Below are 26,018 nucleotides of genomic sequence, written 5' to 3'. Positions count from 1 at the left end.
CGCGCGCGGGTTCAGGTCTGGCTCTCCGGGACGCGTACGACGAGGCCCGCGAGGTCTTCGCCGATGGTCAGCCGACAGCCCAGGCGGCTGTTCGGGCGGCGCTCCTCGGCGGTGTAGTCGAGCAGGTCGTCCTCGTCGTCGCCGAGTTCCGGCAGGGCCGCTCCGTCGACCTCCTCGACGAAGACGTGGCAGGTCGCGCAGACCAGACGGCCGCCGCACTGACCGACGATCCCGTCGATCGCGTCGTCCACCGCCACGTCCATGACGGTCGTGCCGGCGGGTGCGTCCACGACGGAGCGAAGGCCGTCGGGGTGGAGGAAGGTGATCTGAGGCATGGTGTGAGGGGCCGTGCTCTCTGTTCGAAGGGTCGGTTGCTTTTCGGAGAGCTGGACGCTTCCGGGCCGGAGGGAAGCGGGACGGCGTGCGAGGGTGGTTTACGGGGTGGGGTACGAGGCGGCGGTACGGGCGGACGGGCGGCCCCGGTCACTCCTGGTGTGGCGTCGCGGCAGCGGGGCCGGTCGTTCTCGCGGCACCGGGGCCGGTCGTTCTCGCGGCACCGGCGGTGCCTGACGGGTCGTCCGTGTCCGTCGTGCCGACCGCGCTCGCCCTGTCAGGTGTGCCTGTCGCCGTGTCGGACGTGCCTGCCGGGCCGGCCGGGCGCCCCGACCACAGGGCGACGGCCGTCGCGGCGACGAACAGGGCGGCAGCAACTCCCCATGCCCACAGGTGCAGGGGCAGCAGCACACCGACCAGCAGCGCCGGGCCGACGATGCGCTGGCCCGTCATCCCCATGCTGAAGGTCGCCAGATAGCGTGCCCGGGCGGCCTCCGGTGCCAGGGCGTAGGACAGTTCCCAACTCGCCACCGAGTGGAGGTTCTCCCCCACGGTGAGGGCGACGACCGCGGCTGCGGCCAGCCCGAACGCCACCCACTGAGGCACCTCCTCGGCCAGGGCGAACAGCCCGCAGCTCAGACACAGCGCCACCGCCGTCACCTTCAGCAGCCGCAGGGAGCCGCGGACCGTGGTGGCGAAGCGGTGCAGGTACGCCTGCAACAGGATCGTGAGAACCGTGTTGACGGCGAGCAGGACGGACAGCCAGGCGTGCGGCAGGCCGGTGCGCTGCACGAGCCAGATCGGCAGCAGGACCAGGAGCAGCGAGTCGTACAGCGAGAGGACGCCGTTGGCCGCGGTGAAGACCATGAACCGTACGTTGCGGTACGGCGCCTGGACCGTGGCCCGGTCGGCGGCGGGGGCGGGACCCGCGGGTACGTCGGCGACCAGCACCGCCCACCGGGTCATCCCGGCGATCACCAGGAACGACGCCGCGTTCACCAGGAACACGGCCTGGAAGGCGAACGGCACGTCGAGGCCGAGGGCCGCACCCGCGGCGAGCAGGCCGGCGGTGAGACCGGCGTTGCGCACCGCGCGGATGGACGCCAGGGCGCGGGTCCGCTCCTCGTCCCCGGCCACCTTCGCGACGATCACCTGGAGCAGCGGGGAGGAGGCCCGGTCGGCGGCGCACAGCAGGCACGTGAGCACGGCATAACCGGAGAATTCCTGAACGAAAGCGTATGCCCCGTAACCCGCCGAGCGAATACAGATAAGGACGAGATAAACGCGTAACGCGCCATAGCGATCAGCGGCATGACCCACCGGAAGTGGGCTGGCGAGACCGAATACGGCGGCCAGCGAGAGTACGGCTGCGACATGGGTCGCCGGAAATTCCACGACACCGACGAAATACAGCGTCGAAGCGGCCATGAAGAGCCCGTTGCCGAACGAGTCGACCAGGGCTCCGCCTACCAGAATGCGGCTGCCGCGCTTCGCGGGTGTGACTGAAGTCACGACCCGTGCAAGACGTTTCACCTGCACGAATTCCCCCGAACCGCGCCTCTTTCACTATGATCACCTTCACCGTAACGGACGCTCAGGTCACTGACAAGAGTGACCTGAAACAACATCATGAACCTGTCCGTTAAGCCCTCGTATCACCCGGCGCGAGAGATTGGTCGCACATCGCTTCAACCGCTTCTATAGGCGCTTGGAACGGCTGTCCGGCGAGACTTGCCGTCATTGACCGCCGGGGTTTCAGACCACAGAATTCGGCCCGTCCAGAACACCGCTGCCCCGGAGATTCCCTTGCCTCGCACCGCGCCCCCGCCCCACGCCCTTCTGGTCGGCTGGAAGCCGCTGGCGATCGATGCTCTCCGGGCGGAGGACTGCTCGGTCACGTGTGTCGTGAGCGCGACCGACGCGGAACGGGCCCGGGGCGCGGCCGGCGCGGAGATCCTCGTCGCGGGTGAGGCCGGAAGCGTCGAGGACGTCCTGTTCGCGCTGGCGCGGGCCGGGCTGTGCCCCGGCGACTTCGACCTGGTGACGAGCGGTCAGGAGTACTCCTTGACTACCGCCGCGGCCCTCGGCGTGCTCGGCGGCGTCCGGGCGATGCCGCTCGATACGGCCGTCGCGCTGCGCGACAAGTACGTGCAGAAGCGGCGGATCAGTGCGGCCGGGATCGAGACCGCCCGCTGCGGGATCGCGGCGACCCCCCGGGACGTCGCCTCGGCGGCACGGCACGCGGGAGGGTTTCCGGTGGTGGTCAAGCCGCAGGCCGGGGCCGGGGCGCGCAACACCGTCCGGCTCGCCTCGCAGGCGGAGGCCGATCGGTGGGCCGCCTCGGCGGGCCAGGGCCCCTGGCTGGTCGAGGAGTTCGTCCCCGGCGCCGAACTGCACCTGGACGGTGTCGTCCGGGACGGCCGCACCCTGGTGCTGAGCGCCTCGCGGTACCTCCGCAATGTGATCGACGTACATTCCGGGGCCCTGGTGGGGTCCGTCCGGGTCACCCCCGAGGAGGAGCCCGGGCTCTACTCCCGCGCGGGCGCTCTGACCGACCGCGCACTGGCCGCACTGGGGCACGCGGACGGCGTGTTCCATCTGGAGGTCTTCGAACAGCCGGACGGGTCCCTGGTCTTCGGTGAGTGCGGCGGCCGGGTCGGCGGCGGACGTGTCGACGAGGTGACGCGCCGCGCCACCGGGGCCGACCTCCACCGGCACTGGGCCGCCGCGGCACTCGGCACCACGCCGCCGGCGGCCGGAACCCCGAGTGACGCGTCCTTGGGCTGGGTCTTCCTCACCGCCCCGGCGGGCCGGGTGGTGTCGATACCCGGCGAGGAACAGCTGCTGGGGCGGCGGGGCGTCGTGGCCGCCGCCGTCACCAAGGCCCCGGGCGACCTGGTCGGGCCCGTGGTCAAGTCCTTCGACCGGGCCGGTGACATCGTCGCGGTCGGCCAGGACGCCGCCGAGGTCAGGGCCCGGCTGGCGGACTGCGCGGAGTGGTTCCGCTCCGGCGTGACCGTCACTGTGTGACCTCTGACCCGGCCCGAGCGACTCACGACCCCCTGAAGACCGCCTCGGGCCTCCGGTCGCGGGCTCCGCGTCCGGTCACGGTGTCCGGCCCGGTCCGCCACGCGGTGCGACGTGGAAGTCGAACGCGAGCGTTCCCGGGTCCAGGGCGGTCGCCCCGCCGTCCACGGTGAGCACCGCACCGTTGACATAGGACGCCGCCGGGGACAGCAGCCAGCTGATGGCCTCGCCGACCTCGTGCGGTTCGCCCGGCCGGCCCATCGGCAGCAGCCTGGTCGCCTCCTCGTACCCGGCATCCACGCTGCCGTCGCCCAGGGCCGCTTCCTCGGCGAACCGTGCCATGCGCCGGTCGGCCATCTCGGTGCGCACCCAGCTCGGGCACACGACGTTGGCGCGCACGCCCTCGCGCCCGTGGTCCACGGCCACGGAACGGCACAACTGCATCAGCGCCGCCTTGGACGCGGCGTACGGGGCGTTGCCCGGGCCGTTGCGCAGGGCGGAGACGGAGGCGACGGCCACGACCGCCCCCCGTGACCGCAGCAGGTGAGGAATGGCCGCGCGCAGGAGCAGCAGCGGGCCGGTGACGTTGGTGCGGATGACGTCGTCCCAGTCCGCCAACGACAGGTCCCCGACGGTGCCGCCGCGTCCGATGCCCGCGTTGAGCACCAGCCCGTCGATACGGCCGTAGGCGGCGAGGGCGGTGCGGACCAGCCCGTCGGCTGCGTCGGGGTCGCCCACGTCGGACGGATACGCCAGTGCGCCGGTCTCCTGCTCAAGGCGCCGCAACGGCTCGGCGCGGCGCCCCGAGGCGACCACATGGTGGCCCTCCTCGCGCAGCAGCCTGGCGGTGGCCGCCCCGATGCCGGAGCCGGCGCCGGTCACCAGTACAACTCGCTTGTCCGTCATGGCTGTTCGGCCTTCTCTCGCGCGATCGCAAACGGATCGATCGTAGAGGCGGCCGTCGTTCAGGAGGGTGCCGGGGCCGTCGGGTCCGGCACCGGGGCCGGGGCCGCGGGTTGCGTACCGCTCCAGCGGAGGGTGACGTCCAGGTGGGCGCTGGCGTTGGCGCTCGCCAGGACCGCACCCAGCTTGCCGTCCAGGACGACGCCGAAGGTGACCTGCACCTCGTCGGGGCGCTGGGCGACCTCACGGAACTGGCCGATCACCTCCGAGGCGGCGGTGGTGATCGGTACGAGGGCATCCCGCAGGGTTCTGCCCGCGCTCTCCAGACGCGTGCCGATGCCCACGGCCCCGGTGCCGGCACGGGCCGGCGGGGCGACGAGGACGACGGTTCCGTCGGAGAGGGTGAACTGCACTGCGTCGGGCACGAGGGCTCCCTGTGACGTGGGCGGGGCGGTGGGTCAGGCTCGGTTGGGGGTTCCGCAGAGCGGGGCGGACGGAGGGGAGTCGTTCGTTCCGAGGGTGTCCCGGACACGGTCGAGCGCACGCAGGAGCGGGCTCAGGTCCGCGCCCCGCACGTAGTCCAGGACGGCCCGGTAGAAGGCGGCGGCGACATCGGGGTCCATGGCGTCGGCGGCGCTGAAGCAGAGGGCGTGATCGGAGCGGAGCAACTGGGCGACGGAGCCCTGGGTGGTGTCCCGGTAGCGCGTCACCTTCTCGTGGGGGGACAGCGCGAAGCCGGGTGCGTCCGCCCAGATCTGCTGGGCCTCCGCCGAGGCCAGGTACTCGACGAGCGTGTCGGCGCCGTCCTTGTCGGTGAACTTTCCGACGAAGTCCCCGGACACCTCCAGGGGCCGGTCCTCGGCGGGCACCACGTAGCGGTACGCCCTCACGTCCTGCGGTGCGAAGTCCATGGCGGACAGCGCGCCGTGGCTCAGCGAACAGGTGCGGTCGGCCATGCCCTTCGAGGCCGCCGCGCCGAACCTGAGCACCGGCGCTTTCGACAGGTCGCTCTCGCCGATGACGTGGCGCCACGTGGACCACGCCCGTGCGACCGGCGGCGACGACCAGTCCTCGGTGCCCGCGACCCAGCCCCGGTAGGTGGCGACGCCCTCTTCGGCGAGCAGGATGTCGGCGATCCAGTCCGCGCCGGGCCAGCCGGAGGTCGGGCCGGACGCCAGGCCGAGGCACCAGGAGTCGGACCGGGCACGCAGAGCGGCCCAGGTCCGGGGAGGGGGCGGATCCACCACCTCCGGGTCGTACCAGACCAGGCTCTTGACGTCGGCCTTCACCGGCACCGCGTAGACGTCACCGCCCCGCATGCCCAGCTCACGGAACGGCCGCACGAACGCGTCCGTGTCGACATCGAGCTTCCTGAGCGCGTTGTCGTTGCTGAACTTGGTGATCGCCCCCGCACTCGCCAGCACGGCCAGGTCGGGAGCCGCGCCCGCGGCCACCGCGGCGTCGAGCTGGGGCGTCAGGTCGCGGGTCACCTGCGGTTCGACGTCGATGTCGGGATGGCGTTCCTCGAAGGCGTCGATGACCGCGTGGAAGGCCTCGAACTCGGTCCCGGTCCAGGGAACCATGATCGTCACCCGCTCCCGCTCGGCCGCGCCGCAGCCGACCGCGGTCAGGAGCAGGCCGAGAACCAGAGCACAGCGCACCAGAGGTGCCGTCAGTCCTGTCATGAGCGAGGGAACCTGTACTCGGCGATACGGGGTCGGAAGGCCAGGTACGCGAGCGCGCCGGCGGCGACGAGCAGGGGCAGCATGATCGCCATGACCCCTCCGTCGGCGCCGCCGTGCCCGCACAGCAGGCATGTGGTGACGGTGACGGACGCGGTCAGCAGCAGCGCCACACCCAGGGCGGGGCTCGGGTACTGCCGGAAGTGCCGGGCGATGACGTGACAGGCCGCGCAGACCAGCGCCAGCATGACGGCCACCGGGAAGGTGAGCAGGGGCCAGAGCAGGAAGGGGTTCAGCCAGCGGGCCTCGCGCTGCTCGGTGACCGCGGTCCGCTGGAGCGTCTCCAGGTCGCTGAGCGACTGGATGAGACCGCCCGTGAAAGGCGCCTCCGCCTCGCCGTCCTCCTCCGTCTCCTCGGCCACGACCGCGCGCTTCGCCCGCATGCACGAAGGACCTTCGCTCACCATCCGGTTGGCCAACTGCACACACGTGCTCAACTGGCCCTGGACGAACTGGAAGTGACGTCCCTGGCTCCGGTCGGCGTTGCCCTCGGCCGCGGAGGTGAGGAGCGTGCTGACCTGGGCGGTGAGGTTCGCGAAGTCGGCGCCGGGACCGATCAGGTTCTCGGCTTCGGTGCGGATGGCGGCGGTCAGCGCCCTGTTCGCCTCATCGGCGTACTCCTGCGCGTCCCGCAGTTGATCGATGGCGATGTCGGTGCGGGCAGCCGCGTCGGCCTGGTCTCCCGACCGGTCGGCCACCACGACGTACAGCAGCGCGGTCAGGGCCACCATCGCCAGCATTCCCGCCCTGAGCCGCCGCAGCACCACGATCGGATGGGTCGCGCGCCGTCCCGTCCGCAACACCCGCCCGCGCACTCTCACGACGCGTCCACCGGTTCACCGCCCAGCGCCCCGTCCCCGAGCCGATGCCCGCACTCCTCGCAGAACTTGGCCGAGGCGGACACCGACACCGTGCCGCAGCGCGGGCACGCCCGGGGTGGTGACCAGGCGTCGCCCGGCGGGAGCCGTACCGCGTCCACGAGCGGGGCCACCGTCTTCGTCGAGTCCACCCCGATCTTCTGGATCTCCGCTCGCGAGACGTCGCGCCGCACCCGCACCCGGCCGTCGGGCCCCGTGGTCGCCACCGCCCGCAGCAGGCGCAGGCGGACCGTGTCTCGCAGGTCCTGCGCGAGGCCGGTGGCCAGACGCAGTTCGCGGTCGGCCCGGTCGAGGTCGCCGCGCAGATGGGCATCGGCGCAGGCACGCATCGCCATGCCGAGTTCGCGCTCGTTCTCGACGCGGGTGAGGTTGGCCGAGCGCGGGATGCCGAAACCCGGTGTCGAGCGGCGCCTCACCACCATGGCCGCCGTCTCGGAGCACGGCCCGCGGCTGCCGTCGGCGCGCTCGGTGTGCAGGGTGACGCGGGCGGCCCGCAGCTCCTCGTCGACGGTCAGTGCGTCGGGGTCGAAGCGCAGGGAGACCAGGTACTGGCGGGTCTCCGGGGGCCAGGAGCCCAGCGGCACATGGGTCTCGCCGTCGTGGGACTGACGCATCGTCAGTTCAGCCTCGACGGGGCGGGTCTGGCGTACGAAGGCGAGCTCGAAGCGGTCGTTGAGACGCAGGCCCAGATAGACCCGCGGCACGACGATGCGCTGCGCGTGCCGCATGAGCCGGGTGAAGTCCTCGGTGAGGTCGGAGATGGTGACGACCGCTTCGGCGGTGCCGTGCAGGGCTTCGGTGATGCGCAGCAGCTCGGAGTAGTGCCAGTCGTCGCCCAGCCCCCGGGCGTCGCACACGAACCGGTCGGCGCAGGCGGTGAGGACGTCGCCGAGTTGTTCGGGGGTCTCGTGCTCGTCCTTGCCGTCGGTGTAGAGCACCGCGTGGCGCACGGTGCCGGGCGCATCGGCCGCCGCGAAGAGCTGACGGGCACAGGTCAGCCACTCGCCGATCGCCGTGCCGCCCTCGGCGAACTGGCCGGCGACCCGCAGTTTGGCGTCCTCCCGGGTCACGGCGTCGACGCGGGCCAGTCCACCGGTGGCCGGGAAGATCACCTCGGCCCTGTGGTGCCCCGCGACGATCCCGAGCCGCGTGCCGTCGCGCAGGGTGTCGATGGCCGCGCACATCGCGCGCTTCGCCTCGTCCAGCTTGTGCCCCGACATCGACAACGACCGGTCCATGATGAGGATCTCGGCGCCCGGAGCCCCCGGTGCCGCGTCCGCGGTGGACCGCGCCGTGACGGTGACGAGGGCGTCGGCGCGCTGTTCGTCGTAGGCCAGATCCGAGGGCGCGTCCACTTCCAGGGCGAAGCTGAGCCCCAAGGGCGACCTGTCCCCCACCCGGCACCACCCGATCACGTCGCTGCGTGTTCCTCACGGAGCGTGGACGCATCCGCTACTTGGCGTGTCAGGAGCTTAGCGTTCGGGGTGAACCTCCGAAACGGGAATGCCCGGTTCTGCTACGTCGTCGCGCCCATCTCCACCGAAGTGGGGGACGCAGCCGGTTCGCCAGGTCCACCAGTGCGACGTACTCGCGCTCGGTCGGCGCGTGCGGGCCGAGTTCGCGTACGGCGTCGGAGAGTTGCTCGCGGTCGTGGTGGCGCAGGAAGTGCGCGTACCGGATCTCGGCGCGCAGCGCGGCCCGCGCCGCCCGGTCCACTTCGAGCCCGGCCAGGCCCGCCTCGGCCCGCTCCAGGTCGTCCCCGGTCGGGGTCGGCCGGCCGGGGCCGTCGAGGACCATGACGCTGAGACGCACGGCCGCCACTCGGGCCTCCCGTTCGTAACGGAACTCCTGCGCCAGGCGGACGGCGGTGCCCACCGCCTCGGTCCGCTCGCCGGCCAGCAGATGGACACGGGCCAGTCCGAAACCGGCCGCGCCCAGCGCGGGGGTCGTGTCGAAGACCGCGCCGAAGTGCGAGCGGGCCGCGCCGAGGTCACCGCGCAGCTCGGCACACAGGCCGAGGGCCAGGTGCGGTATCAGCTCTCCGGGCACGGCCCTGCGCACCGAGGTGAACGCCGTGGCGGCTCGCGGCGCGTCCGCGCGGGCCAGCGCGATCAGCCCGGAGTACCAGGCGTGCAGCCAGTGCCAGTCGTCCAGGCCCGCCGCCGCGAGCGCCCGCTCCGCGAGCTCGGGGTCCCTTCGGCGCAGTGCGAGCCGGCTCTCCGCCAGGGCCCGCCCGGTCTCGCCCGCGAGGTCGGGAGCGTCGGGGTCGGACAGCGGGGCCGGGAGCGCGGCGGCGATGTCGCCGGGCTCGGGGGAGGAGAACGGCGGGCACATCGCCAGCGTCGCGTCCTCGGCGGGCCGCGCCTGCACCCAGTGGGCGAGCGGACGGGCCGCCCCCAGGCCGCCGTGCAGGGACTCCGGCATCGAACCGAACAGCGCGGAGGGACGCGCTACCTGACGACTGGTCGGCGGCGCCGCCACGACCTGCCGGATGACACCGCTGAGCTGCTCCGCGAACTGCCGCGCCGAGACGAACCGCCGGGACGGCTGCGCGGTGTCCGTGGCGCGGTCCAGCAGAAGGTGGAGCGAGTCGACGCCCGGCGCCGAACGATCGGTCCAACGGGACAGGCACACCTCGCGCAGGGTCATGCCCAGGGAGTACAGGTCGAAGCCGGGAGTCGGCCGCCGGTGTTCCGGATCGTGCTCGGGAGGCGCGAACGCCGGGGTGTGCGCGACGATCGGCCCCGTGTCCCGCATGCTGCGCACCGCCCCGAAGTCGATGAGCCGGACCCGGTCCAGCGCTCCGGCGGGGCTCTGCTCCCGGTAGCGGATGATGTTCAGGGGTTTGACGTCGCAGTGCAGCAGGCCCCGTTCGTGCAGGTAGTCGAGGGCCTGGAGGATACGGATGCCGTGCGCGAGAAGCGTCTCCAGCCGGTCGCCGTCGCCCGCCGTGAGGGGGACGCCGGGCACGTACTCCAGAACGAGGTGCGGCCCTTCGGGCTCGTAACCCAGGATGCGGACGATGCTGTCGTGCCGCAGACCGACCAGGACGTCCCGCTCGTGCAGCGCGGTCCTGGCCACCGACCTGTTCAGGGCCTTGAGGACGACGTGGGTGGCGAGGTTGCGGTCGTGGGCGAGGTAGGCGGCGCCGTACGCCCCCGAGCCCACGACGCGTTCGAGGTCGTAGCGGTCGGCGACGGTACGGCCGCTGGGCCGGCCGAAGTCGAAGCCGGTGCCGCAGGCCGGGCAGAATCCTTTCGTGCGGCCCGGTTCACCGGCGTGCCCGCGGCCGACCGGCTGCCGGCACGCGGGGTTGGCGCAGACGCGGTGCTCCTCGGGCACCGGGTCCGCCGGCCTGACGGCCGCGTCCGGGACCTCGGGCCCCTGATCGGAATCGACCAGCCCGAGCCCGTACCAGGGATCCGGCCGCACGTGGGCCACACCGACCCCTGCACCCCGCACCGTTTCCGGGACCCGGACCACCCCCTGCGCACTGCCTTGACGGTCCTGACGGTCCTGCGGCAACGGCTTGCGATCGCACGCGTCACAGAACCCCTGCTCGTCGACCTCTCCACGCCCGCAGTCGGGCCGATTGCACATCCGCACGGGGTCAGCCTTTCTCGGAACGGGCGGCCTGGGCGGCCGGACAGGCGGGTGCGGTGCGTGGCGCGGACGGGGTGGGGTGGTGGCGGGGAGGTGTGCGGGGCTTTCGGCCGGGGGCGTGGGTTCGCACGGGTCAGCCCTCCTCGATACGGCGGTCGACCTCGGCCCGGTAGCGGTCGACCGAGTGGCGGGCCGACGCCAGGTCGATCGGCACGGTCCGCAGGGCACGGGCGGCGGGGGCGTGGAGTTCGGCCAGGCGGCGGTCCTCGTCGCCGAAGTACCGTGCGGCGCGGACGCGGTGCAGTTCCAGAACCGAACTGAGGTCCTTGTGGGCCGCGATCATCCGGCGCAGGTCGCGGTCGAAGCGGGCCACGGCCGCGCGCGCCGCGACGGCCTGGTCGTGCACCGCGGTGAGTTCGGGGCCCGGCTCCGTCGCCCGGGCGACGGCCAGCCGGACCCGCAGCCTGGGCGCGGCGCGCGGCGGCAGCCGGGGCGCGGCGAAGAACCGTACGCCCCACTCCTGTTCCAGTGCCATCGCGCAGTCCTCCTCGACGGCGAGCCGGCCGACGACCTCCTGGGCCTGCGCGGCCGTCACGTTCCCGACTGCGGGCCCGCGGATCGGCTCAGGATCGAGGGACACGTCGTGGGGGAGACCGTCCGGCGCGGTGCCCTCGAAGCCGAGGACGAGCCGCAGCCCCCGCGACCGGGCCCGGCCGGCCAGCGGCCCCAGCAGGTCCTCCATCAGGGCCTGCGGCTCCCGGGCCCGGTCGACCCCGCCCACCACCAGACAGGCGGGCGGCTTGCGGCGCAGCAACTGCCGCGCCACCGCCCGGGCCTCCCCGCCGGGCAGCCCGAACCGCCGTACGAGATAGCCGCACACGTCGGCGACCGATTTCCCGCGCGCGTCGTAGGCCGCGTCGATGGAACCCAGCCCCAGGACCGTGTCGCCGGGGGCGCCGGTGAGTTCCGCGTCGGAGACGGTGGCCCGGGTGGCCGGGTCGGCCGTGCGCACGAGGCGGACGAGCCAGGAGTCACCGACCGCGGTCGTGCCGCCGGTGCCGACGACGACGGTGCCCGGACGCCCGCTGTCGAGCAGCCGGGTGAGTTCCTGCGTCAGGGCGAGCCGCAGTGGATGGCCCAGCACGTCCTCGGCCAGCTCGCCACGGGTACGGCCCAGTTCGTCGGTGGGGTCGCCGTCGGTGAACCCCAGCTCCCCGATCCGGGGCAGGTACGTCAGCACCGTCTCCGTCGGCAGCATCCAGGCCGCCTTCTCCTCGCCGTCGACGAAGTCGGCGACGACGATGCCGATGACGCGCCCGTCGAACTCGCCGCCCAGCGCCATCACTCCGGCACCGGAGTACCCCGGCTTGATCCACGGATCACCCGCCCGCACCCGCTTCAGCAGCCCCCACTCGCCCTGCCGGCCACCGGACCCCGCCAGCCGCGCGTCCGCCCCCATGCCGGCCGGGTCCCGCTCGGGAAAGCCGTACACACGGACCGTGCCGCCGGAGATCGGTACCTTCCACAGCGTCGTACGGATGCCGCACCCGGCCGGCTCGTCGAGTTCGAGCAGGGCGACGTCCCCGCGCTGCGTGCCGTTCTCGTGCACCCATGTGCCCGGGGCCACGCGCGCCGGGCGGGTCCACTCCGGGCGGCACCCCACGCTGCTGATCCGCACCTGGCCCGCACCGTCCCCGCCCTCGTCGGCGGGCCCCCCGCCCGCGTACCGGACGACATGCGCGCACGTGAGCACATGGCGGTCGTCGAGGAGCACACCGGCGCCACAGGGCGTGCCGTCCTCGTCGTCCACCCTCACCCGCCACGGACCGTCACTGTGGTGATGCAGCGCCATATGCCCACGGTATGGCAACGACCGCCCCATGCACCCGAGTTGTCAAGCCAGGGTGCGATCCGCACTCAGGTGCGAACGTCGAGGTCGGCCAGCTCGGCCTCCCCACGCACGCTCACCCGTACGAACCGGACGGCGCTCCCGTCCACCGGGTGCCACGCCCGCCCGTCCGCCGAGACCTCGACCGCGTACGCCGCCGGCCGCTTCCCCCACTGCGGCCGTACCGTCCCGACGCGTACCGCCCGCCCCAGCTCGACGGTGAGCGAGGCGCGCTCGGCGGCGGGGGACCAGACGGTGGCCGCGCTGCCGTCCACGGCCGCCTCCGCGTACGCCCCCGGCTCCGCGGACGTCGCCGTCACCGGCCGGCAGCGGGCCCGGTCGGCGGTGGGGGCGAGGTCGGGACGGCGCGTCTTGAGGATGACCGTGCCGGAGAGCCGGTAGCGGCCCTCGGGGGTCTCCAGGGGGACGGGCTCACCCGAGCGGAGCCGGACCGTGGTCGTCTCGGGCCCGATCTCGACGTCGTACGTACGACCGTGCCACCGCAGCCCCTTGAGCCGTACCCCGTCGTCGAGCTGCGGCGGCAGGGTCGGGTCGAGACGCAGGGCGCCGGGACGCGGACGCAGCCCGGTCAGGCCGTGCGTGAAGACCTGCAGGAAGCCGCCCTTGCCGGTGAGGAAGTCCTGGGCCGGGGCGCCCGCGAGCGGGTCGGCGGCGCCCGGCTTCGCGCCGCGGGACTCCGAGAACAGCGCGAACGGGCCCCGCGCGAACGGCTGGTAGGCGCGCCGCAGGAAGGTGTACGCGGCGCAGCCCGGCTCACCGGTCGCGGCGGCGGCGATCGCGTGCACCGAGTCGGTCATGGCCGGGCCGTCCGGATCGGTGCGCGCGGTGTAGTGGTCGAGCGTGGCCGCCGCCGCGCCGGGCGGCATCGGCCACTCCAGCGGATACACCAGCAGCACGGCGTCGGCCTGCTTGATCGGGGCGCCGTCGTAACCGTCGTACTGGAGGAAGACCTTGCGCTCCGGGTCGTACGGGACGCGCAGGCGCCCGGCGATGTGCCGCCACCGGGCCGGTGCGGGCCTGCCCAGCACGCGGGCGGCGTCGGCCGCGGCGCGCAGCGCGGTGGCGGCGACGGCGTTGGTGTAGGCGCCGTCGGTGACGCCGTTGCTGTACTCGTCGGGACCGGCCACCTCATGCACGGAGTACGTGCCGTCCGCGTTCCGCGTCACCCGTGACGTCCAGTAGCGCGCGATCCCTCGGAGCAGCGGCCAGCCGCGCCCGCGCAGCCAGCCCCGGTCACCGGTGGCCAGGTAGTACTGCCAGGCGGCCAGCGCGATGTCACCCTGCAGGTGGTTCTGGGTCACGCAGTGCGGCGGGCGCCAGCTCTGGCACTCGCTCCACAGTCGGCCGCGGCTCGCGCTCGTCCACGGGTAGAACAGGCCCCGCACCGACGTCCGCGCGGCGTTGTCGGCGGCGGCCGCGCGGGTGCGGTGGCGGTACTCCAGGACCGGACGGGCGAGTTCGGGGTGCAGGGCCAGCAGCGGCGGGAACATCCACGTCTCCGCGTCCCAGAAGACCATGCCCGCGTAGTCGTCGCTGGTCAGCCCGGTCGGGGCGATGCTGTCGCGGGCGCCCGCGCGCAACGACGACAGCAGGCCGTACTGCGCCGAGCGCACCCACAATTGGAGGCCGGGGTGTCCTGGAACCTCGATGTCGGCCTTCCACAGCTCACGCCAGGCGGCGCTGTGCGAGGCGAGCAGCGCCGGCCAGCCGCGCCGCGCGGCCCGGTGCGCGGCCGCGCGGGCGGTGCGGCGCGGGTCACGGGAGGTGAGGGCGGTGTCGACGCCGACGTACTTCGTGGCGGTGTACGTGCGTCCGGAGCGGACGGCGAGGGTGACCGCCTGATGTGCACTCAACTTGTGTGCGTCGGAGTGTGATCGCTGCACGCGTCCCGGTGGCGGGCGGAACGTCGACGTGACGGCTCCGTCGACACGGGTGCCGTCGGTGCGGAAGCCCACGGTGATCGTGTGCGCGTCGACCGGTCCCGCTCCGGTCGGGGCGACCCGGCGGGCGCCGCGGCCGTCGAGGCGGTCGGTCAGGGTGAGTCGGCCGTCCCAGTACGGGGTGACGCGCAGGCGTACGGCGCCGGTGTGCGGGTCGTCGCGGGAGGTGAGGACGTCGTACGCGAGGTCCGTGCGGCGGCCGTCGGACGCGGTCCAGGTCAGGGTGGTGCGCAGATAACCGCAGCGCAGGGACAGGGTCTGCCGGTAGCCGGTGACACGGCTTCCGTCGCCGTAGGTCTCGCCGCCGGCCGTGACGTCGAGGCCGGTCCAGTGGGGCAGCGCCGCGCGGGCCTCGCGGCCGGCGGTGTGCTCGGGGCCGCGGCCGTAGAGACCGGAGACGAAGGTGCCGTCGTAGCGCGGGGTGTACAGGGGCCACCCGGTCTTCTGGCCGGGCGCCGCGTGGCCGGCGCCGGTGGGCGGCACGCGCGTGGCGAGGTAACCGTTGCCGACGTACGGGTGGTGCGCGTCCTCGGGGTCGATCCGGGTGGCGGCCGGTGCCCAGCCCGGTGCCGCACAGCCGGGGTCGGGTGAGCGGGGCGCGGCGTGCGCCGGCCCGGCGGGGAGGGGAAGCAGGAGCGTGGCGGCGAGGAGCGGGGCGATGAGGTGAGGGAGGTGGGGCTTCGTCACGGGGTCGACGATGGGGGCGGGGAGGGGGCGGAGGGGCGCAAGGCACGGGGAATTACCACGTACGGGGCGGGCGCGCGGGGGGCGTGGGGTGGTGAGGGGGGCGGCTCGCGAGGGGCGCCGTTCGGGTCGGGGGCGGGCTCGCCACGAGGGGCGCCCGTCGGGTCGCGGGCTCCTCGGCGGAGCCGGCCGGGCTGAGGGGGAGGGGGCGGTGCCGCTGTGAGGTCGCCTTCGGGCGGGGGAGGGGGCGGGGCCGCACCGGGGACCCTGTGAAGTCACCTTCGGTTGGGGGTAGGGCGCGGGTCGGGTCGGGTGGGGCGGTCGGTCGGGTCGGGTGGGGCGGTCGGTCGGGTCGGGTGGGGCGGTCGGTCGGGTCGGGTGGGGCGGTCGGTCGGGTCGGGTGGGGCGGTTGGCCGAGTCCGGCGGGGACGGGTCGGACGGGTCCGGCGGGGACGGGTCGGACGGGTCCGGCGGGGACGGGTCGGACGGGTCCGGCGGGGACGGGTCGGACGGGTCCGGTGTCATCGCGGTTCTGGGCGGGCCGGCGTGGTCAGCCGGGTGGGTGCGCGGCGGTGTTCGTTCCCCCCGTTCCCTCCGTGTGCAGTTCCAGTGCGGCCGTCAGGTGGATCTGGGCGTCCAGCCACGCGGGGACGGCGGCCGTCGCGCCGGCTCGGTGGAGGGTGGCGTGCAGGTCGTCGATCAGCCGCGCGGCGGTGCGCAGGCCGGTGCGGTGCAGGGTCGCCGCGCTGTCGGTCAGACGGGTGCGGGCCGGGGCGGTCAGACGGCGCAGGCCGTGGTGGGCGGCCTCGGCCAGGGCGGCGAGTGCCGACTCCAGTGCCGTCGTGATCGGGTCGGCCGAGCGAGCCGGAGCCGCACCGAGCGACGTGTCGCCGTCCCCCGGGGCGAGGTCGGGGACGACCACGCCGGTGCCGGTCAGCACGGCCAGCGGGTCCAGCACGATCCGGCCGTGCGCGCGGCCCAGCATGCCGCTGACGCAGTGGACGTCCTCGTCGCCGAGGGCGGCGGCGAGCGCGTCCAGGCCGCCGGGGCACAGGGGGTTGTAGGCGGCGAGGACCAGGACCTCGTTGCCCGCGAGGTCGCGTACGACCGCTTCCAGGCGCTGCCCGGCCGGGTCGTAGCCGACCGACTCCACGGCCGACACCTCCACCACCCGCACGGACTCGGCCTCGACGCGCGGGCGGATCATCCGGGGCGGCCGGGTACCCGCGGCCCGCAGGTGGGCGGCGGTGTCGCGGACCAGCAGGCCACCGGGCAGGTCCCGCCAGGCGGAGCCGAGCGGGGTGACACTGGTGGCGGCGATACGGCCGCGGGAGATGGTGACGGTCCGGTCGGCGGCGCGTGACGTGTGCTCGCTGACGACGTTCGCCGCGGCGAGCGTGCGCAGCGGGGATCCGAGCAGCCGACGGCCGGACAGTTCGTGCCCCGTCAGCAGCCGGCCCTCCGTCAGGTCCCAGTGCTTGCGCAGCACCAGGGTGATCCCGGCGTCGTGGTGGGCGAAGTAGGTCTCGGCGGTACGGACGCCGTTGGCAGCTCCGTCTCGTCCCGCGTGGCCGCCGATCCGGCAGCCGAGCGCCACCAGCCGCACCCGGCGCAACGGGGTCTCCGGTGCCTCCTTGGTGCCCAGCACCCCCACCGGGTCGTGAGCGGCGGCCCGGTGCCGGGCATGGAGTTCGGCCAGCAGCAGGGCGAACCGCTCCGCCTCGTACCCGGACCCGCGCGCGGCGTACGCGTCGAGCTGCCCGCGCAGTTCGGCCACCACACCCGCCGGCCAGTGCAGGCAAGCGCCGGTCAGGGACCGCTGGACCCGGGCGAGGGACCCGGCGAAGACCGGGCCCGCCTGCTGGACGCCGTCCAGGAGGAGCTCGTCGGCGAGGGCCAGGGCGGCGCGGAGGACCTCCTCGGCGGGTTCCGCGGGGGCGGTGCGACCACCGACGCTCACCTCCGTCACCCCCGGGGCGTCCCCGGCCCGGAACGCCCACACCGCCAGGACCACGACCTCGCCGCGCACCGCGGCGGACGCGTCGGTGAGGGCGTAGCCCAGCTCCCGGGGGACCGGGAAACGGACGGTGCAGGTGGGCAGTTCGACCCGCGGAGCCGGATCGTCGGCGGTGGGGCGGTGCAGCCGGGCGACGTAGCCGCGTTCCCTGACGCGCCGCGCGGCGGCCAGCGCGGGCCGGCCCAGCGCTGCGGCCAGGGCCTCGTCGTCGAACTCGGCCGGCGACCAGTCGGCGTACCCGTCCGCCTCGCCCTGCGGGACGGCGCACCCCGGGTCGGCCGCGGACCCGCCCCGAGGTCCGGCCTCGGCGTCGCGCTGGTAGGCGAGCACCACGCCGATGCGGTGCCGGCACACGCCCGTCGCCCCGCAGCCGCACCGGGTCGCGTCCAGGCCGATACCCGGCGGCAGGGTCGTGTCCGTTCCGTCGGGGAAGCGACCGCGTACCGTGCCGTCGTCGGAGACGGTCACCGCCGGGCCGGAGCCGGCCATCAGGTCCTTCTCCGCGCGCTTGACGAGGCCGCGGTTGGCGAGCGAGGCGAGTGTCTGCGGCGTCAGGGCCAGCAGATCGGCGCGTACGGTCACTGTCCCTGCCCTCCCCGGCCGACCTTCTCGGCGACGAACTCGGCGAGAGCGCCCGGCGTCATCGCCCCCACCGGGGCGCCCACCGCGGCCAGCCGCCCCGCGAGCCCTCGGTCGTACACCGGGTCGGCGGCCTCGTCGAGCGCCGCGAGGCACAGCACGGTCGTGCCCTGCTCGACCAGCGCGCGCACGGTGCGGACCAGGCGGTACGGGTCGCCGCCCTCGTAGAAGTCGGAGATGAGCGCGACGATGGTGCGTCGCGGGTTCTCGACGAGTGAGGCGCCGTAGTCGACGGCTCGGGCGATGTCGGTGCCACCGCCGAGCTGAACCCCCATCAGCAGTTCCACCGGATCGGTCACCTCGCCGGTCAGGTCCACCACCTCGGTGTCGAAGGCGACCAGGTGGGTCTTCAACCCCGGCAGGCCCCACAGGCAGGCGGCGGTGACCGCGGAGTGGATCACCGAACCGGCCATGGAGCCCGACTGGTCGACGAGCAGCACGAGTTGCCACTGTTCGAGGTGACGCCGGATGCGGGAGTGGAAGTGCGGACGCTGGATGAGGACGCGGCGTTCCTCGGGCTGGTAGTGGGCGAGGTTGGCCCGGACGGTGGTCCTGAAGTCGAAGTTCCGGGCCAGCGGCAGTCGGCTCGGGCGGCGGGAGCGGGAGCCGGTGAAGGCACGGCGGACCTCGGGGCGCAGGCGCTCCGTCAGCTGCCGGACGACCGTCTCCACGATGCGCCGGGCCGCGGCCAGGACCTGTGGGTTCATCAGGTGCTTGGTGCGCAGGACGGCGCGCAGCAGGGTCTGGCTGGGTTCGACCCGGGCGAGTACGTCCGGGTCGGTGACGATCTCGTCGATCCCGTACCGCTCGACCGCGTCCCGTTCCAGCCGTTCCACCGTCTCCTTGGGGAACAGCCGGTGGATGTCGTCGAGCCAGTCCACCGCGGTCAGCCGGGAGGGTCCGGTGCCGCCCTCGCGGGGCTCGGCCGAACCACCCCGGCGCACCCCGCGGCGGCGCAGGTCCTCGTCACGCCCGTAGAGCCAGTCGAGCGCGGCGTCGCGGGCGGCGGCGGCGCCGTGCAGCGGGCCGGTGCACCGTTCGGCGGGGGAGCCGAGGATCAGGCGCCAGCGCTCCAGGGCGGGGTCGGGGGACGCGGGTGGGTGTTCCGGTGTGGGGTCGGGGGACGCGGGCGGGTGCTGCGGTGCGGAATCCCGGGAAGTGAACGGCCGCTCCGGCGTGGGGGAGTTCATCGCCGAGCACCCGCTCCCAGTCCGTGGCGGTCGAGCAGTCGGGACACGTTCTCCTCCAGGGCCGCGGCGCGGGCGAGCAGCAGCGGGTCGGCGGTGGTGCGCAGCAGCGAGCGGGCCGAGCCCTGTCTGCCGCGCCGCTGGAGCAGGCGTTCGGCGATGCGCTCGCGTTCCCGCGGCGGGAAGAAGGCGAAGGCCTGGCGGAGCGCGGGCAGTCCGGTGAGGAAGTCCTCCTCGGTCAGCGCCGAGACGATGCCGTCCAGTACGTCGATCAGGGGCTCTTCGCCGTCCGCCGCGCCGGCGGTGACCTCCTCGCGGGCCAGCGCGAACAGGCCGGCCAGCCAGTCCCCGAGGGTGTCGGTGGCGGTGACGGCCAGGGCCCGTACGGCCGTCGCCGCCTCGTCCGGGCGGCCCAGGGCCCAGCGCAGGCCGAAGGCGGCGCCACGCAGGTCGGCCGGGGCCCGCCCGTCCCGGCCGATACGGGCCGCGGCCTCGGCGGCGGCCTCCCGGGTCACCGACAGCAACTCCGGTGCGTGCAGCAGCGCGTCCCGGGCGGCCGCCAGCGCGCGCAGCCGGGGCAGGTCCACGCCGGGGCCGCCGTGCAGGCCCTCCACCAGCCAGAACACTCGGTCGGCGGCGCCCCCGACGACGCTGCCCAGCAGCCGGCCGCGCGCCACGCCGAACACCCGGTCGTGCCGCCACAGGCCCAGCGCGGCCGTCAGCACCTCGCCGAGCGGCGCCGGGTCGGGAACCTGGCCGACCTGCCGCGCGAGGGCGTCCAGCAGCTCCTCGCAGAGCGGCCCGACGCCGCACAGCACGGCGTCGAAGAGCAGCCCTGCGAGCGCCCCGGCCTCCCGACCGGCCTCGCGCGCCCGCTCCGCCAGCACCACCGAGGCCGCCTCGTCCAGCCGCGCCCCGTACGCGCCCGCCTCGATCAGCGCTGCCTCGCGCCCGCTCGCCGGTCCCGGCTCCCAGCGCTCGGTGAACACCGGGTCACCGCCGTCGGCCGGGCCCGCGACCCGTGTGAAGCCCGGGATGCCCAGCACCCGCAGCCGGTGCAGGACCTGACTGCGGGCCTGCCCGGCCGGGTCGGTGAGGTCGAGGGTGACCGGTCCGTCCGGCTCGGCCAGGCCCAGCCGGGCGAGCCGCTCGGTCACGTCGTTCACCAGCGGAGGCACGGGCGTGTCCGGGTGCAGCCGGCCCTCGGTCCCACCGGTGCAGGCGGCGACCATCTCCACGACCACCGGATGCGTCCCGGCGCCGAGCGTGCCCCTGCCGGTCCACGGCAGCGGCTCCTCCAGATCGTCGCCGATCAGCGCACCGGCGAGGCCGTCCAGGACGTCGACCCTGGTCTCGCAGGGGTGACCGCGCAGCAGCGCGAGCCCCCGGGCCAGTCCCCGGGCGGCGATCAGGTCGGCCGTGGACACCGGGACGCGGCGGGCGCGCAGCCGCTCGGCGACGGACCGCAGCAGACCCTGCGCGGCCGTGTCCGGGTCGCCCTCCCACAACCGCTGGTAGTAGCCGGGCGAGGGCATACCGGACTGGTAGCCGGCGAAGGCGTCCAACTGCCGGAAGGAGTACGGCACCAGGAAGCTGCCGCCGAGCGCACCCTCGGGCGGCGCGGGAACCGCGGGCCAGTCGGATCCGTCGCCGGCCGGGCGGGACAGCGCGCGCAGGGCCGGCTGGTGGAAACCGCCGGTCACCACCAGGACGGGCCGCCCTTCGGCGCGCGCCACCGCGGCTCGCACCCAGGACGCCATGTACTCCTCGCGCGCACGGTCGCCGGGGTCGGCCTCACCGTCCCCCCGCACCACCTCGAAGTACGCGTCCAGGCGCGCCCGCAGTCCGTCCGGGCCTGTCACGTCGGTGACCTCGAACAGCCCGTCCCACAAGGCGTCCACCGAGTCCACCGAGAAGTGCGCGCACAGCCGCCTCGTCGCCTCCGCGTACCTCGCCTCGGCATCGGCGTACCGGTTGGTTAGCCGCTCACCGCGCTCCGCGAACGCCGGATGCCAGGCCGGCAGGTCGATGAACCGCACCTGCGCACCGGCCGCGCGGCCCTCCCGCAGCGCGATCCACTCGGGTGAGTAGTCGCACAGCGGTGCCCACGAGGTCGCGACTCGCGTCTCGTCCCGGTAGTGGCTGAACACGGCGACCGGCAGCCGGTGGCCGAGCAGCAACTCGTCCAGCCGGCCGTTCATGTCGGCCGGTCCCTCCACGAGGACGTACGCGGGCCGCAGGTCCTCGATCGTCCGGCCGACCAGCCGGGCGCAGGCGGGTGAGTGGTGTCGTACACCCAGGAAGACGACGGACTCGGCAGCGGGTCGGACCGCGCTCTCGGAGACGGACGGCATCAGTCCGCCAGCAGGTGCCGTGCGTCGTGCAGCGCCTGCCACTGCGCGCCCTTGCGGCGGGGCACCTCCTGCTCCAGGAAGCGGCGCAGCCGGGCGAGGTCCTCAGGGCTGTCCTTCGCGGCCGTGCCCGCGAGGCTCGCCACCACGTCGGCCGCACCGCCGGGCTCGCCGCGCAGGTACCAGCCCCGCACCCCCACCGCGTGCGCGACCGACACGGCCTCGGCGGTGCTCATCACGGTCGACATCCGCTCCCCGCGCTCGGCTGTGCCGCGCAGCTCGCGGAAGGTGCCCACCAGCACCTCCAGCACATCCCGGCGCGGTGGCGCCGCCACCCCGGACTGCCGCAGCAGCGCCGTGGCCTCCGCCTCCACCAGGGCCAGCTCGGTGTCGAAGTCGGGGATGGGGAACACCGTCTCGAAGTTGAAGCGACGCTTGAGCGCGGCACTCATCTCGTTGACGCCCCGGTCGCGGGTGTTGGCGGTGGCGATGACGTTGAAGCCCTGGCGGGCGAAGACCATGCCCTGCGGCCCGTCCAGCTCGGGAATGGCGATGACCCGGTCGGACAGCAGCGACAGCAGGCAGTCCTGCACCTCCAGCGGGCAGCGGGTGATCTCCTCGAAGCGCACGATCCGTCCCTCGGCCATGCCGCGCAGCATGGGTGCGGGGACGAGGGAGCGGGGCGAGGGGCCCTCGGAGACCAACAGGGCGTAGTTCCAGGAGTACTTGATCTGGTCCTCGGTGGTGGCCGCGCCGCCCTGCACGGTGAGCGCGGAGCTGCCGCTGACGGCCGCCGCGATCAGCTCGGACAGCAGTGACTTCGCCGTGCCCGGCTCACCCACCAGCATCAGACCGCGGTTGGTGGCCAGCGTCACCAGGGCCCGCTCCACCAACGAGACGTTCCCGACGAACTTCCGGCTGATGCCCGCCTGTTCGTCGCCGACGACGAAGCGGCGCGCGGCACGAAGACTCAGCTGCCAGCCCGGCGGACGTGGATCGCCGTCGGCCGCGCGCAGGGCGGCGAGCTCGTCGGCGTAGCGGACCTCGGCGGGCGGGCGCTGGAGCTGTTCCTCGGTGCCCGCACCGGTGGTGCCGTGCGCAGCGGTGGTCACTTCGCGGTCACCTCCGTCAGGTCGGCCAGGATCTCGGAGGCCGCGACCGGGTCGAGACCGGCGAAGCGGTGCGGGAACCGACGGCTGCGCTCGTAGTAGTCGTCCGGCCTGGTGTCGAGCCACACCGCCCGGAAGGTCTGGTCGCCGAGCCCGTCGACCCAGCCGACCGGGATGCCCGGATCGAGGTCGATCACCAGATACACGTCGTCGTCGACCCGCTTGGAGAACCAGCGCTCCACGCCCGCGTCCTGCGGTACGCCCCGCTCCCAGCCGCGCTTGGTCAGACCGAGCAGCTTGCCGACCGGCACGGTCGCGCCCTCGAACCGGGTCAGCCGGTGGCTTCCCGCCTCCTCCTCGGTGACCGTGTGCACGGCCCGGCCCAACTGGGGGAACGGCTGCAGGATCTCGTAGTCGGCGAACAGCTCCGACCAGGCGCCGAGATCCTCACCCAGGTGCAGCGGGTGGGCGACACTGATCCGGGCCGCGTCGGGCGGCGTCAGCTCGTCGTCGTCGACGTCCGCGAACGTACGGTCCTCCGCCACCCGGAACGCTGTCACCTCGCCGTCCGCCTCACTGAGCCAGACCAGCCGCCGCACCAGGTGCCACAGCAGCGGATGGGCCACGAACAGCTCCCGGAACTCCTGGACCGTCCAGGAACGCCCGCCGACCATGGCCGCCTCCAGCCGCCGCACCTGGTCGCCCGCGACGGTACGGACGTCCTTCTTCAGCGCGGCGAACCGCTTGCGCTCGGCCGGCGCGAGGTCCGGGTCGTCCTTGGCGCCGGGGGCGGGCAGCGCCTTGCGGGGCTTGCCGTCGGCATCACGGACGTACGGCCGCAGCTGCTCGTCGAAGCCGACGGTGAACTGCCGCGTGCCGTAGTCGATGACCGTGCTGCCGTGGGCGTCGAGGCCGAAGTCGGGGACGAGCCGGTCGCCGAGCTGCTCGGCCGTCAGCCCCAGTGCCTCCGCGACCTCGGCGATCTTCTCCTGGGCGCGGACCTTCAGGGCCTTGAACGGCACCCGCTGGGCGATGCCGTGCAGATGCAGCAGCGCCACATCGGTACCGATGGCCGCGAGGACGTTCAGCCCCTCCACGGCCCGGTGGTGCGCGCCCTCACCGGGCCAGGCGCGCAGGACGGGAGTCAGGCGCCGCACGGTCTCGTCGTCCCCGAACCAGCCCAGCGCGTGCAGCGCCCAGCTCTCCTTCGGGGGCATCCCGGCGAGCCGCCACTGCTCGAACAGGCCCCACGCGAAGGCGGCCAGGGAGTCGGCGGTGCAGTGCTCGGTCAGCACGTCGAGGCCGGGGTAGACCTCGCCGGGCCTGGACAGCGCCAGCAGGGTGACGGCGTTCCGCACCGCGTCGGCGGGCAGTGCGCCGCCCTCCTTGAGCAGGATCTGCGGCAGCAGCGCGGGCTCGGCCCAGGCACCGACGACCGGCATACGGGCCGGGAGGGCGCTCTCCAGCGGGTCGGCGGCCAGCAGCTCCCCGACGATGTCCGCGGCCTCCTGTCCGCTCCCCGCGGCGGCCCGGAGCACCGCCTCACCGCCCTGCGCGTCCGCCAGCAGCCGCAGCGCCTGCTCGGCACCCCGGCGCACCGTGCCGGCCCGGCCCACCGCGTGCGGCACGAGCACCGGTACGGCCGCCGGCCCGTGCCGCGACAGCCATGCGCGGGCCGTGGCGTCGGCGGACTTCAGCCGCGCCAGCCAGTCGCACACCAGCGCGGCGACCTCGACGTCGACGTACGGCAGGACCAGCGGCCCCAACGTGGCCGGGTGCCGGGCGGCGGCCCGCAGCATCAGCGGCAGGGCGTGCACCTCGTGCCTGGCCGCGACCGGCTTGAGGGTGGCCTCGCCGTCCCAGTAGTCCTCCGGGGCGCAGGCGGCCAGCAGCGGTCGTACGACGTCCTCGGGACCGACGACGAACAGCCGGGCGTCCCGGACGTCCTTCAACTGCCCACCGTTGCGCAGCGTCTCGATCTCCTTGGCCCAGCTGTACCGTTCGCGCCACTTGGCGAACCAGGACTGCGTACCGGCCCACTCCTCCCGCTCGCCCGGCTGCCAGCGGACCTGCGGCTCGGGGACCACCGGCATCCCGGACGCCACGCGGGCCTTGCGGGCCGTACGCTTCCTCGCCCACGGCGGGTCGACCAGCAGCGCGGGCAGCGCCCGTGCCGGTGCCTCGGCCACCCGGTCAGCGTTGGTGAGCAGGGCCTCGACGAGGGCGGCGACCTCGACGGGGAGGTCGGGCAGCGCGACCGTGGTCAGGCGCTGGTGCGCCTGGATGTGCGCGGCCAGCAACTGCTTCGCCATCGACGCGTTCCTGCCGGAGCCGAGCGCCGCCCGGCCCAGCAGGCGCAGGGCGCGGACGGGGTAGCGCCGCATCGCCTCCAGCAGGCTCGGACGCACGTGCTTGTCATCGACGCGGCCGAGGAGGATCCCGAAGGCGTCGTCCGAGGGCAGCTCGACCAGGGCACCGGCGATGCTCTTGGTGCGGTCGGAGCCGTACGCGTCCTTCAGCGCCCGCTCCAGCAGGGGCGCGAACGCCTTGCCGGTGCCCTCGGCGAGCGTGGCGATGAACGCCATCGACCACGTGTCCCAGCGGGGGTTCAGCTTGTCGCCGAAGTGGTCCAGCTGGGCAGGGGAGTGCAGGGAGCACAGCAGCATCGCCTGGAGCGTCGGGTCGTCCGTGACCTCGCCCGTACAGCACTCGTCGACCCACTCACGCTCCCCGGGCGCCACATAGGAGGCGATGATCCGGCGGCGCACGGTCTCCCGGCACCGGGCGAGGGCGGCGACGGCCTCCCCGTACGCCTCGTCGTCGGCGACCGCGAGCAACGCCCGCAGCCGGTCGGCGAAATGACCGCGGGCTCGGTGGGTGTCGACCAGGCCGTCAGGGTGCCGGAAGCTCAGGCGAGGATCCTCGCGCTTGCCGCCGTACTGCATCCAGTGGGCCTCGATGTCGAAGTACTCCACGACCGCCCGCGCCGCGAAGGCCGGGCCGTGGGCCCTGACCCAGGCGTCCACGAAGATCCCGTCGGGCAGCCGGTAGTGCATGGTCACCGCGGCCAGGGCGGCCGCACCGAGCGGGCTCGGGCTGCCGTCGAGATGTGCGCGGACGGCCGCCACGATCTGCGGGTCGCTGCCGCGCGCGGCGAGCATCTGCTCGACCCACTCCGCCTCCTCCTTCAGCCGCTGGGCCACCAGCTCCTCGGCGTCCTCGCGCGGCACGGCGCCCCCGCGTCGGCCCCCGCCCCGCCTCGGGTACGCCAACCTCCGCCAGGCGGCGGGCACTTCGAAGCTCTCCTCGTCGGGCAGGACCACCTCGTCCGGTGCGACCGGCTCGACCGGCTCGGGCCGGTCGGCCTCCACCGCGGCGTCGCCGGCCACCTCCAGGTACCCCTTGCGCTCCTTCTCGGCGATCGCCTTCGCCAGATACCGCTGCGCGGCCTCCCCCGAGTCGAACTCCTTGACCTGTGTACGCCCCTGGGCGCCGACGCGTCCGTAGCGCACGGTGACAGCGGCGCCGAGAGCCTTCGCCTCCCAGAACTTCGCCGACCCCTCCCCGACAAACTCCCAGCGCCGCACGGCCCCTCCCCTTCGCCGGCCCCCCGGCCGGTGATCGTTCGATCAAGTGGCCGTCACAGTAGCGGGGGGCACTGACAACGTCCCCGGGCGAGGGCAGGAGGCGTGCCGG

The 26,018-nt window shown here is 74.1% G+C and carries 16 protein-coding genes; 1 reads left to right on the top strand and 15 read right to left on the bottom strand.

Features of this window, described 5'->3' with window-relative positions; translation table 11 throughout:
• Positions 1-11 precede the first annotated feature (11 nt).
• Together ACFYNL_RS15135 and ACFYNL_RS15130 are read right to left on the bottom strand one after the other, a co-directional pair.
• Complete coding sequence (locus ACFYNL_RS15135) at positions 12-335, bottom strand: 2Fe-2S iron-sulfur cluster-binding protein (RefSeq protein WP_388802328.1); 324 nt, start codon at positions 333-335, stop codon at positions 12-14.
• A 148-nt stretch (positions 336-483) separates the two neighbouring features.
• Positions 484-1,845, bottom strand: coding sequence for an MFS transporter (locus ACFYNL_RS15130; RefSeq protein WP_388802734.1), 1,362 nt, complete (start codon positions 1,843-1,845; stop codon positions 484-486).
• A gap of 294 nt (positions 1,846-2,139) precedes the next feature.
• Here ACFYNL_RS15130 and ACFYNL_RS15125 point away from each other — a divergent pair, with 294 nt between their 5' ends.
• The gene (locus ACFYNL_RS15125; protein WP_388802324.1) at positions 2,140-3,363 is read left to right on the top strand and encodes an ATP-grasp domain-containing protein; all 1,224 of its coding nucleotides are present in this window, start codon (positions 2,140-2,142) and stop codon (positions 3,361-3,363) included.
• A 75-nt stretch (positions 3,364-3,438) separates the two neighbouring features.
• Here ACFYNL_RS15125 and ACFYNL_RS15120 read toward each other — a convergent pair whose 3' ends face one another.
• From ACFYNL_RS15120 to ACFYNL_RS15060, 13 genes are all read right to left on the bottom strand, one after another.
• Positions 3,439-4,266 (bottom strand): SDR family NAD(P)-dependent oxidoreductase, encoded by an 828-nt coding sequence (locus ACFYNL_RS15120; protein ID WP_388802321.1) that lies wholly within the window; start codon positions 4,264-4,266, stop codon positions 3,439-3,441.
• Between the two features lie 59 nt (positions 4,267-4,325).
• Positions 4,326-4,688: a CU044_2847 family protein gene (locus ACFYNL_RS15115; RefSeq protein WP_388802318.1), complete on the bottom strand. Its 363-nt coding sequence runs from the start codon at positions 4,686-4,688 to the stop codon at positions 4,326-4,328.
• Positions 4,689-4,721: 33 nt separating this feature from the next.
• Positions 4,722-5,948, bottom strand: a complete 1,227-nt coding sequence (locus ACFYNL_RS15110) for an extracellular solute-binding protein (protein WP_388802315.1) — start codon at positions 5,946-5,948, stop codon at positions 4,722-4,724.
• Positions 5,945-6,826: a hypothetical protein gene (locus tag ACFYNL_RS15105; protein WP_388802311.1), complete on the bottom strand. Its 882-nt coding sequence runs from the start codon at positions 6,824-6,826 to the stop codon at positions 5,945-5,947. Before ACFYNL_RS15105 ends, ACFYNL_RS15110 begins: the two co-directional genes overlap by 4 nt.
• Positions 6,823-8,262 (bottom strand): VWA domain-containing protein, encoded by a 1,440-nt coding sequence (locus ACFYNL_RS15100; RefSeq protein ID WP_388802308.1) that lies wholly within the window; start codon positions 8,260-8,262, stop codon positions 6,823-6,825. The genes ACFYNL_RS15105 and ACFYNL_RS15100 overlap by 4 nt, the downstream gene beginning before the upstream one ends.
• A gap of 85 nt (positions 8,263-8,347) precedes the next feature.
• Positions 8,348-10,483: a tetratricopeptide repeat protein gene (locus tag ACFYNL_RS15095; RefSeq protein WP_388802731.1), complete on the bottom strand. Its 2,136-nt coding sequence runs from the start codon at positions 10,481-10,483 to the stop codon at positions 8,348-8,350.
• A gap of 136 nt (positions 10,484-10,619) precedes the next feature.
• Positions 10,620-12,338: a serine protease gene (locus ACFYNL_RS15090; protein ID WP_388802305.1), complete on the bottom strand. Its 1,719-nt coding sequence runs from the start codon at positions 12,336-12,338 to the stop codon at positions 10,620-10,622.
• A gap of 65 nt (positions 12,339-12,403) precedes the next feature.
• On the bottom strand, positions 12,404-15,022 hold the full coding sequence (locus ACFYNL_RS15085; protein ID WP_388802302.1) for a glycosyl hydrolase family 65 protein: 2,619 nt from the start codon (positions 15,020-15,022) through the stop codon (positions 12,404-12,406).
• A gap of 547 nt (positions 15,023-15,569) precedes the next feature.
• Positions 15,570-17,618: a hypothetical protein gene (locus tag ACFYNL_RS15080; protein ID WP_388802300.1), complete on the bottom strand. Its 2,049-nt coding sequence runs from the start codon at positions 17,616-17,618 to the stop codon at positions 15,570-15,572.
• Positions 17,615-18,865, bottom strand: coding sequence for a VWA domain-containing protein (locus ACFYNL_RS15075; RefSeq protein WP_388802297.1), 1,251 nt, complete (start codon positions 18,863-18,865; stop codon positions 17,615-17,617). The genes ACFYNL_RS15080 and ACFYNL_RS15075 overlap by 4 nt, the downstream gene beginning before the upstream one ends.
• Positions 18,862-21,216, bottom strand: a complete 2,355-nt coding sequence (locus tag ACFYNL_RS15070; RefSeq protein ID WP_388802294.1) for a DUF5682 family protein — start codon at positions 21,214-21,216, stop codon at positions 18,862-18,864. The genes ACFYNL_RS15075 and ACFYNL_RS15070 overlap by 4 nt, the downstream gene beginning before the upstream one ends.
• Complete coding sequence (locus ACFYNL_RS15065) at positions 21,216-22,325, bottom strand: AAA family ATPase (RefSeq protein WP_388802291.1); 1,110 nt, start codon at positions 22,323-22,325, stop codon at positions 21,216-21,218. Before ACFYNL_RS15065 ends, ACFYNL_RS15070 begins: the two co-directional genes overlap by 1 nt.
• Positions 22,322-25,909: a DUF4132 domain-containing protein gene (locus tag ACFYNL_RS15060; RefSeq protein WP_388802288.1), complete on the bottom strand. Its 3,588-nt coding sequence runs from the start codon at positions 25,907-25,909 to the stop codon at positions 22,322-22,324. Before ACFYNL_RS15060 ends, ACFYNL_RS15065 begins: the two co-directional genes overlap by 4 nt.
• Positions 25,910-26,018 lie beyond the last annotated feature (109 nt).

The organism is Streptomyces sp. NPDC007808 (assembly GCF_042868655.1).
In the GTDB taxonomy this organism is placed as follows: Bacteria; Actinomycetota; Actinomycetes; order Streptomycetales; family Streptomycetaceae; genus Streptomyces.
This window is presented reverse-complemented; position numbering and strand designations above follow the sequence as displayed.

Excerpts from the sequence above, each read along its gene's own strand:
- ACFYNL_RS15070 (WP_388802294.1), bottom strand. The coding sequence starts at position 21,216 with ATGCCGTCCGTCTCCGAGAGCGCGGTCCGACCCGCTGCCGAGTCCGTC.
- ACFYNL_RS15090 (WP_388802305.1), bottom strand. The coding sequence starts at position 12,338 with ATGGCGCTGCATCACCACAGTGACGGTCCGTGGCGGGTGAGGGTGGAC.
- ACFYNL_RS15075 (WP_388802297.1), bottom strand. The coding sequence starts at position 18,865 with ATGAACTCCCCCACGCCGGAGCGGCCGTTCACTTCCCGGGATTCCGCA.
- ACFYNL_RS15095 (WP_388802731.1), bottom strand. The coding sequence starts at position 10,483 with ATGTGCAATCGGCCCGACTGCGGGCGTGGAGAGGTCGACGAGCAGGGG.
- ACFYNL_RS15135 (WP_388802328.1), bottom strand. The coding sequence starts at position 335 with ATGCCTCAGATCACCTTCCTCCACCCCGACGGCCTTCGCTCCGTCGTG.
- ACFYNL_RS15110 (WP_388802315.1), bottom strand. The coding sequence starts at position 5,948 with ATGACAGGACTGACGGCACCTCTGGTGCGCTGTGCTCTGGTTCTCGGC.
- ACFYNL_RS15120 (WP_388802321.1), bottom strand. The coding sequence starts at position 4,266 with ATGACGGACAAGCGAGTTGTACTGGTGACCGGCGCCGGCTCCGGCATC.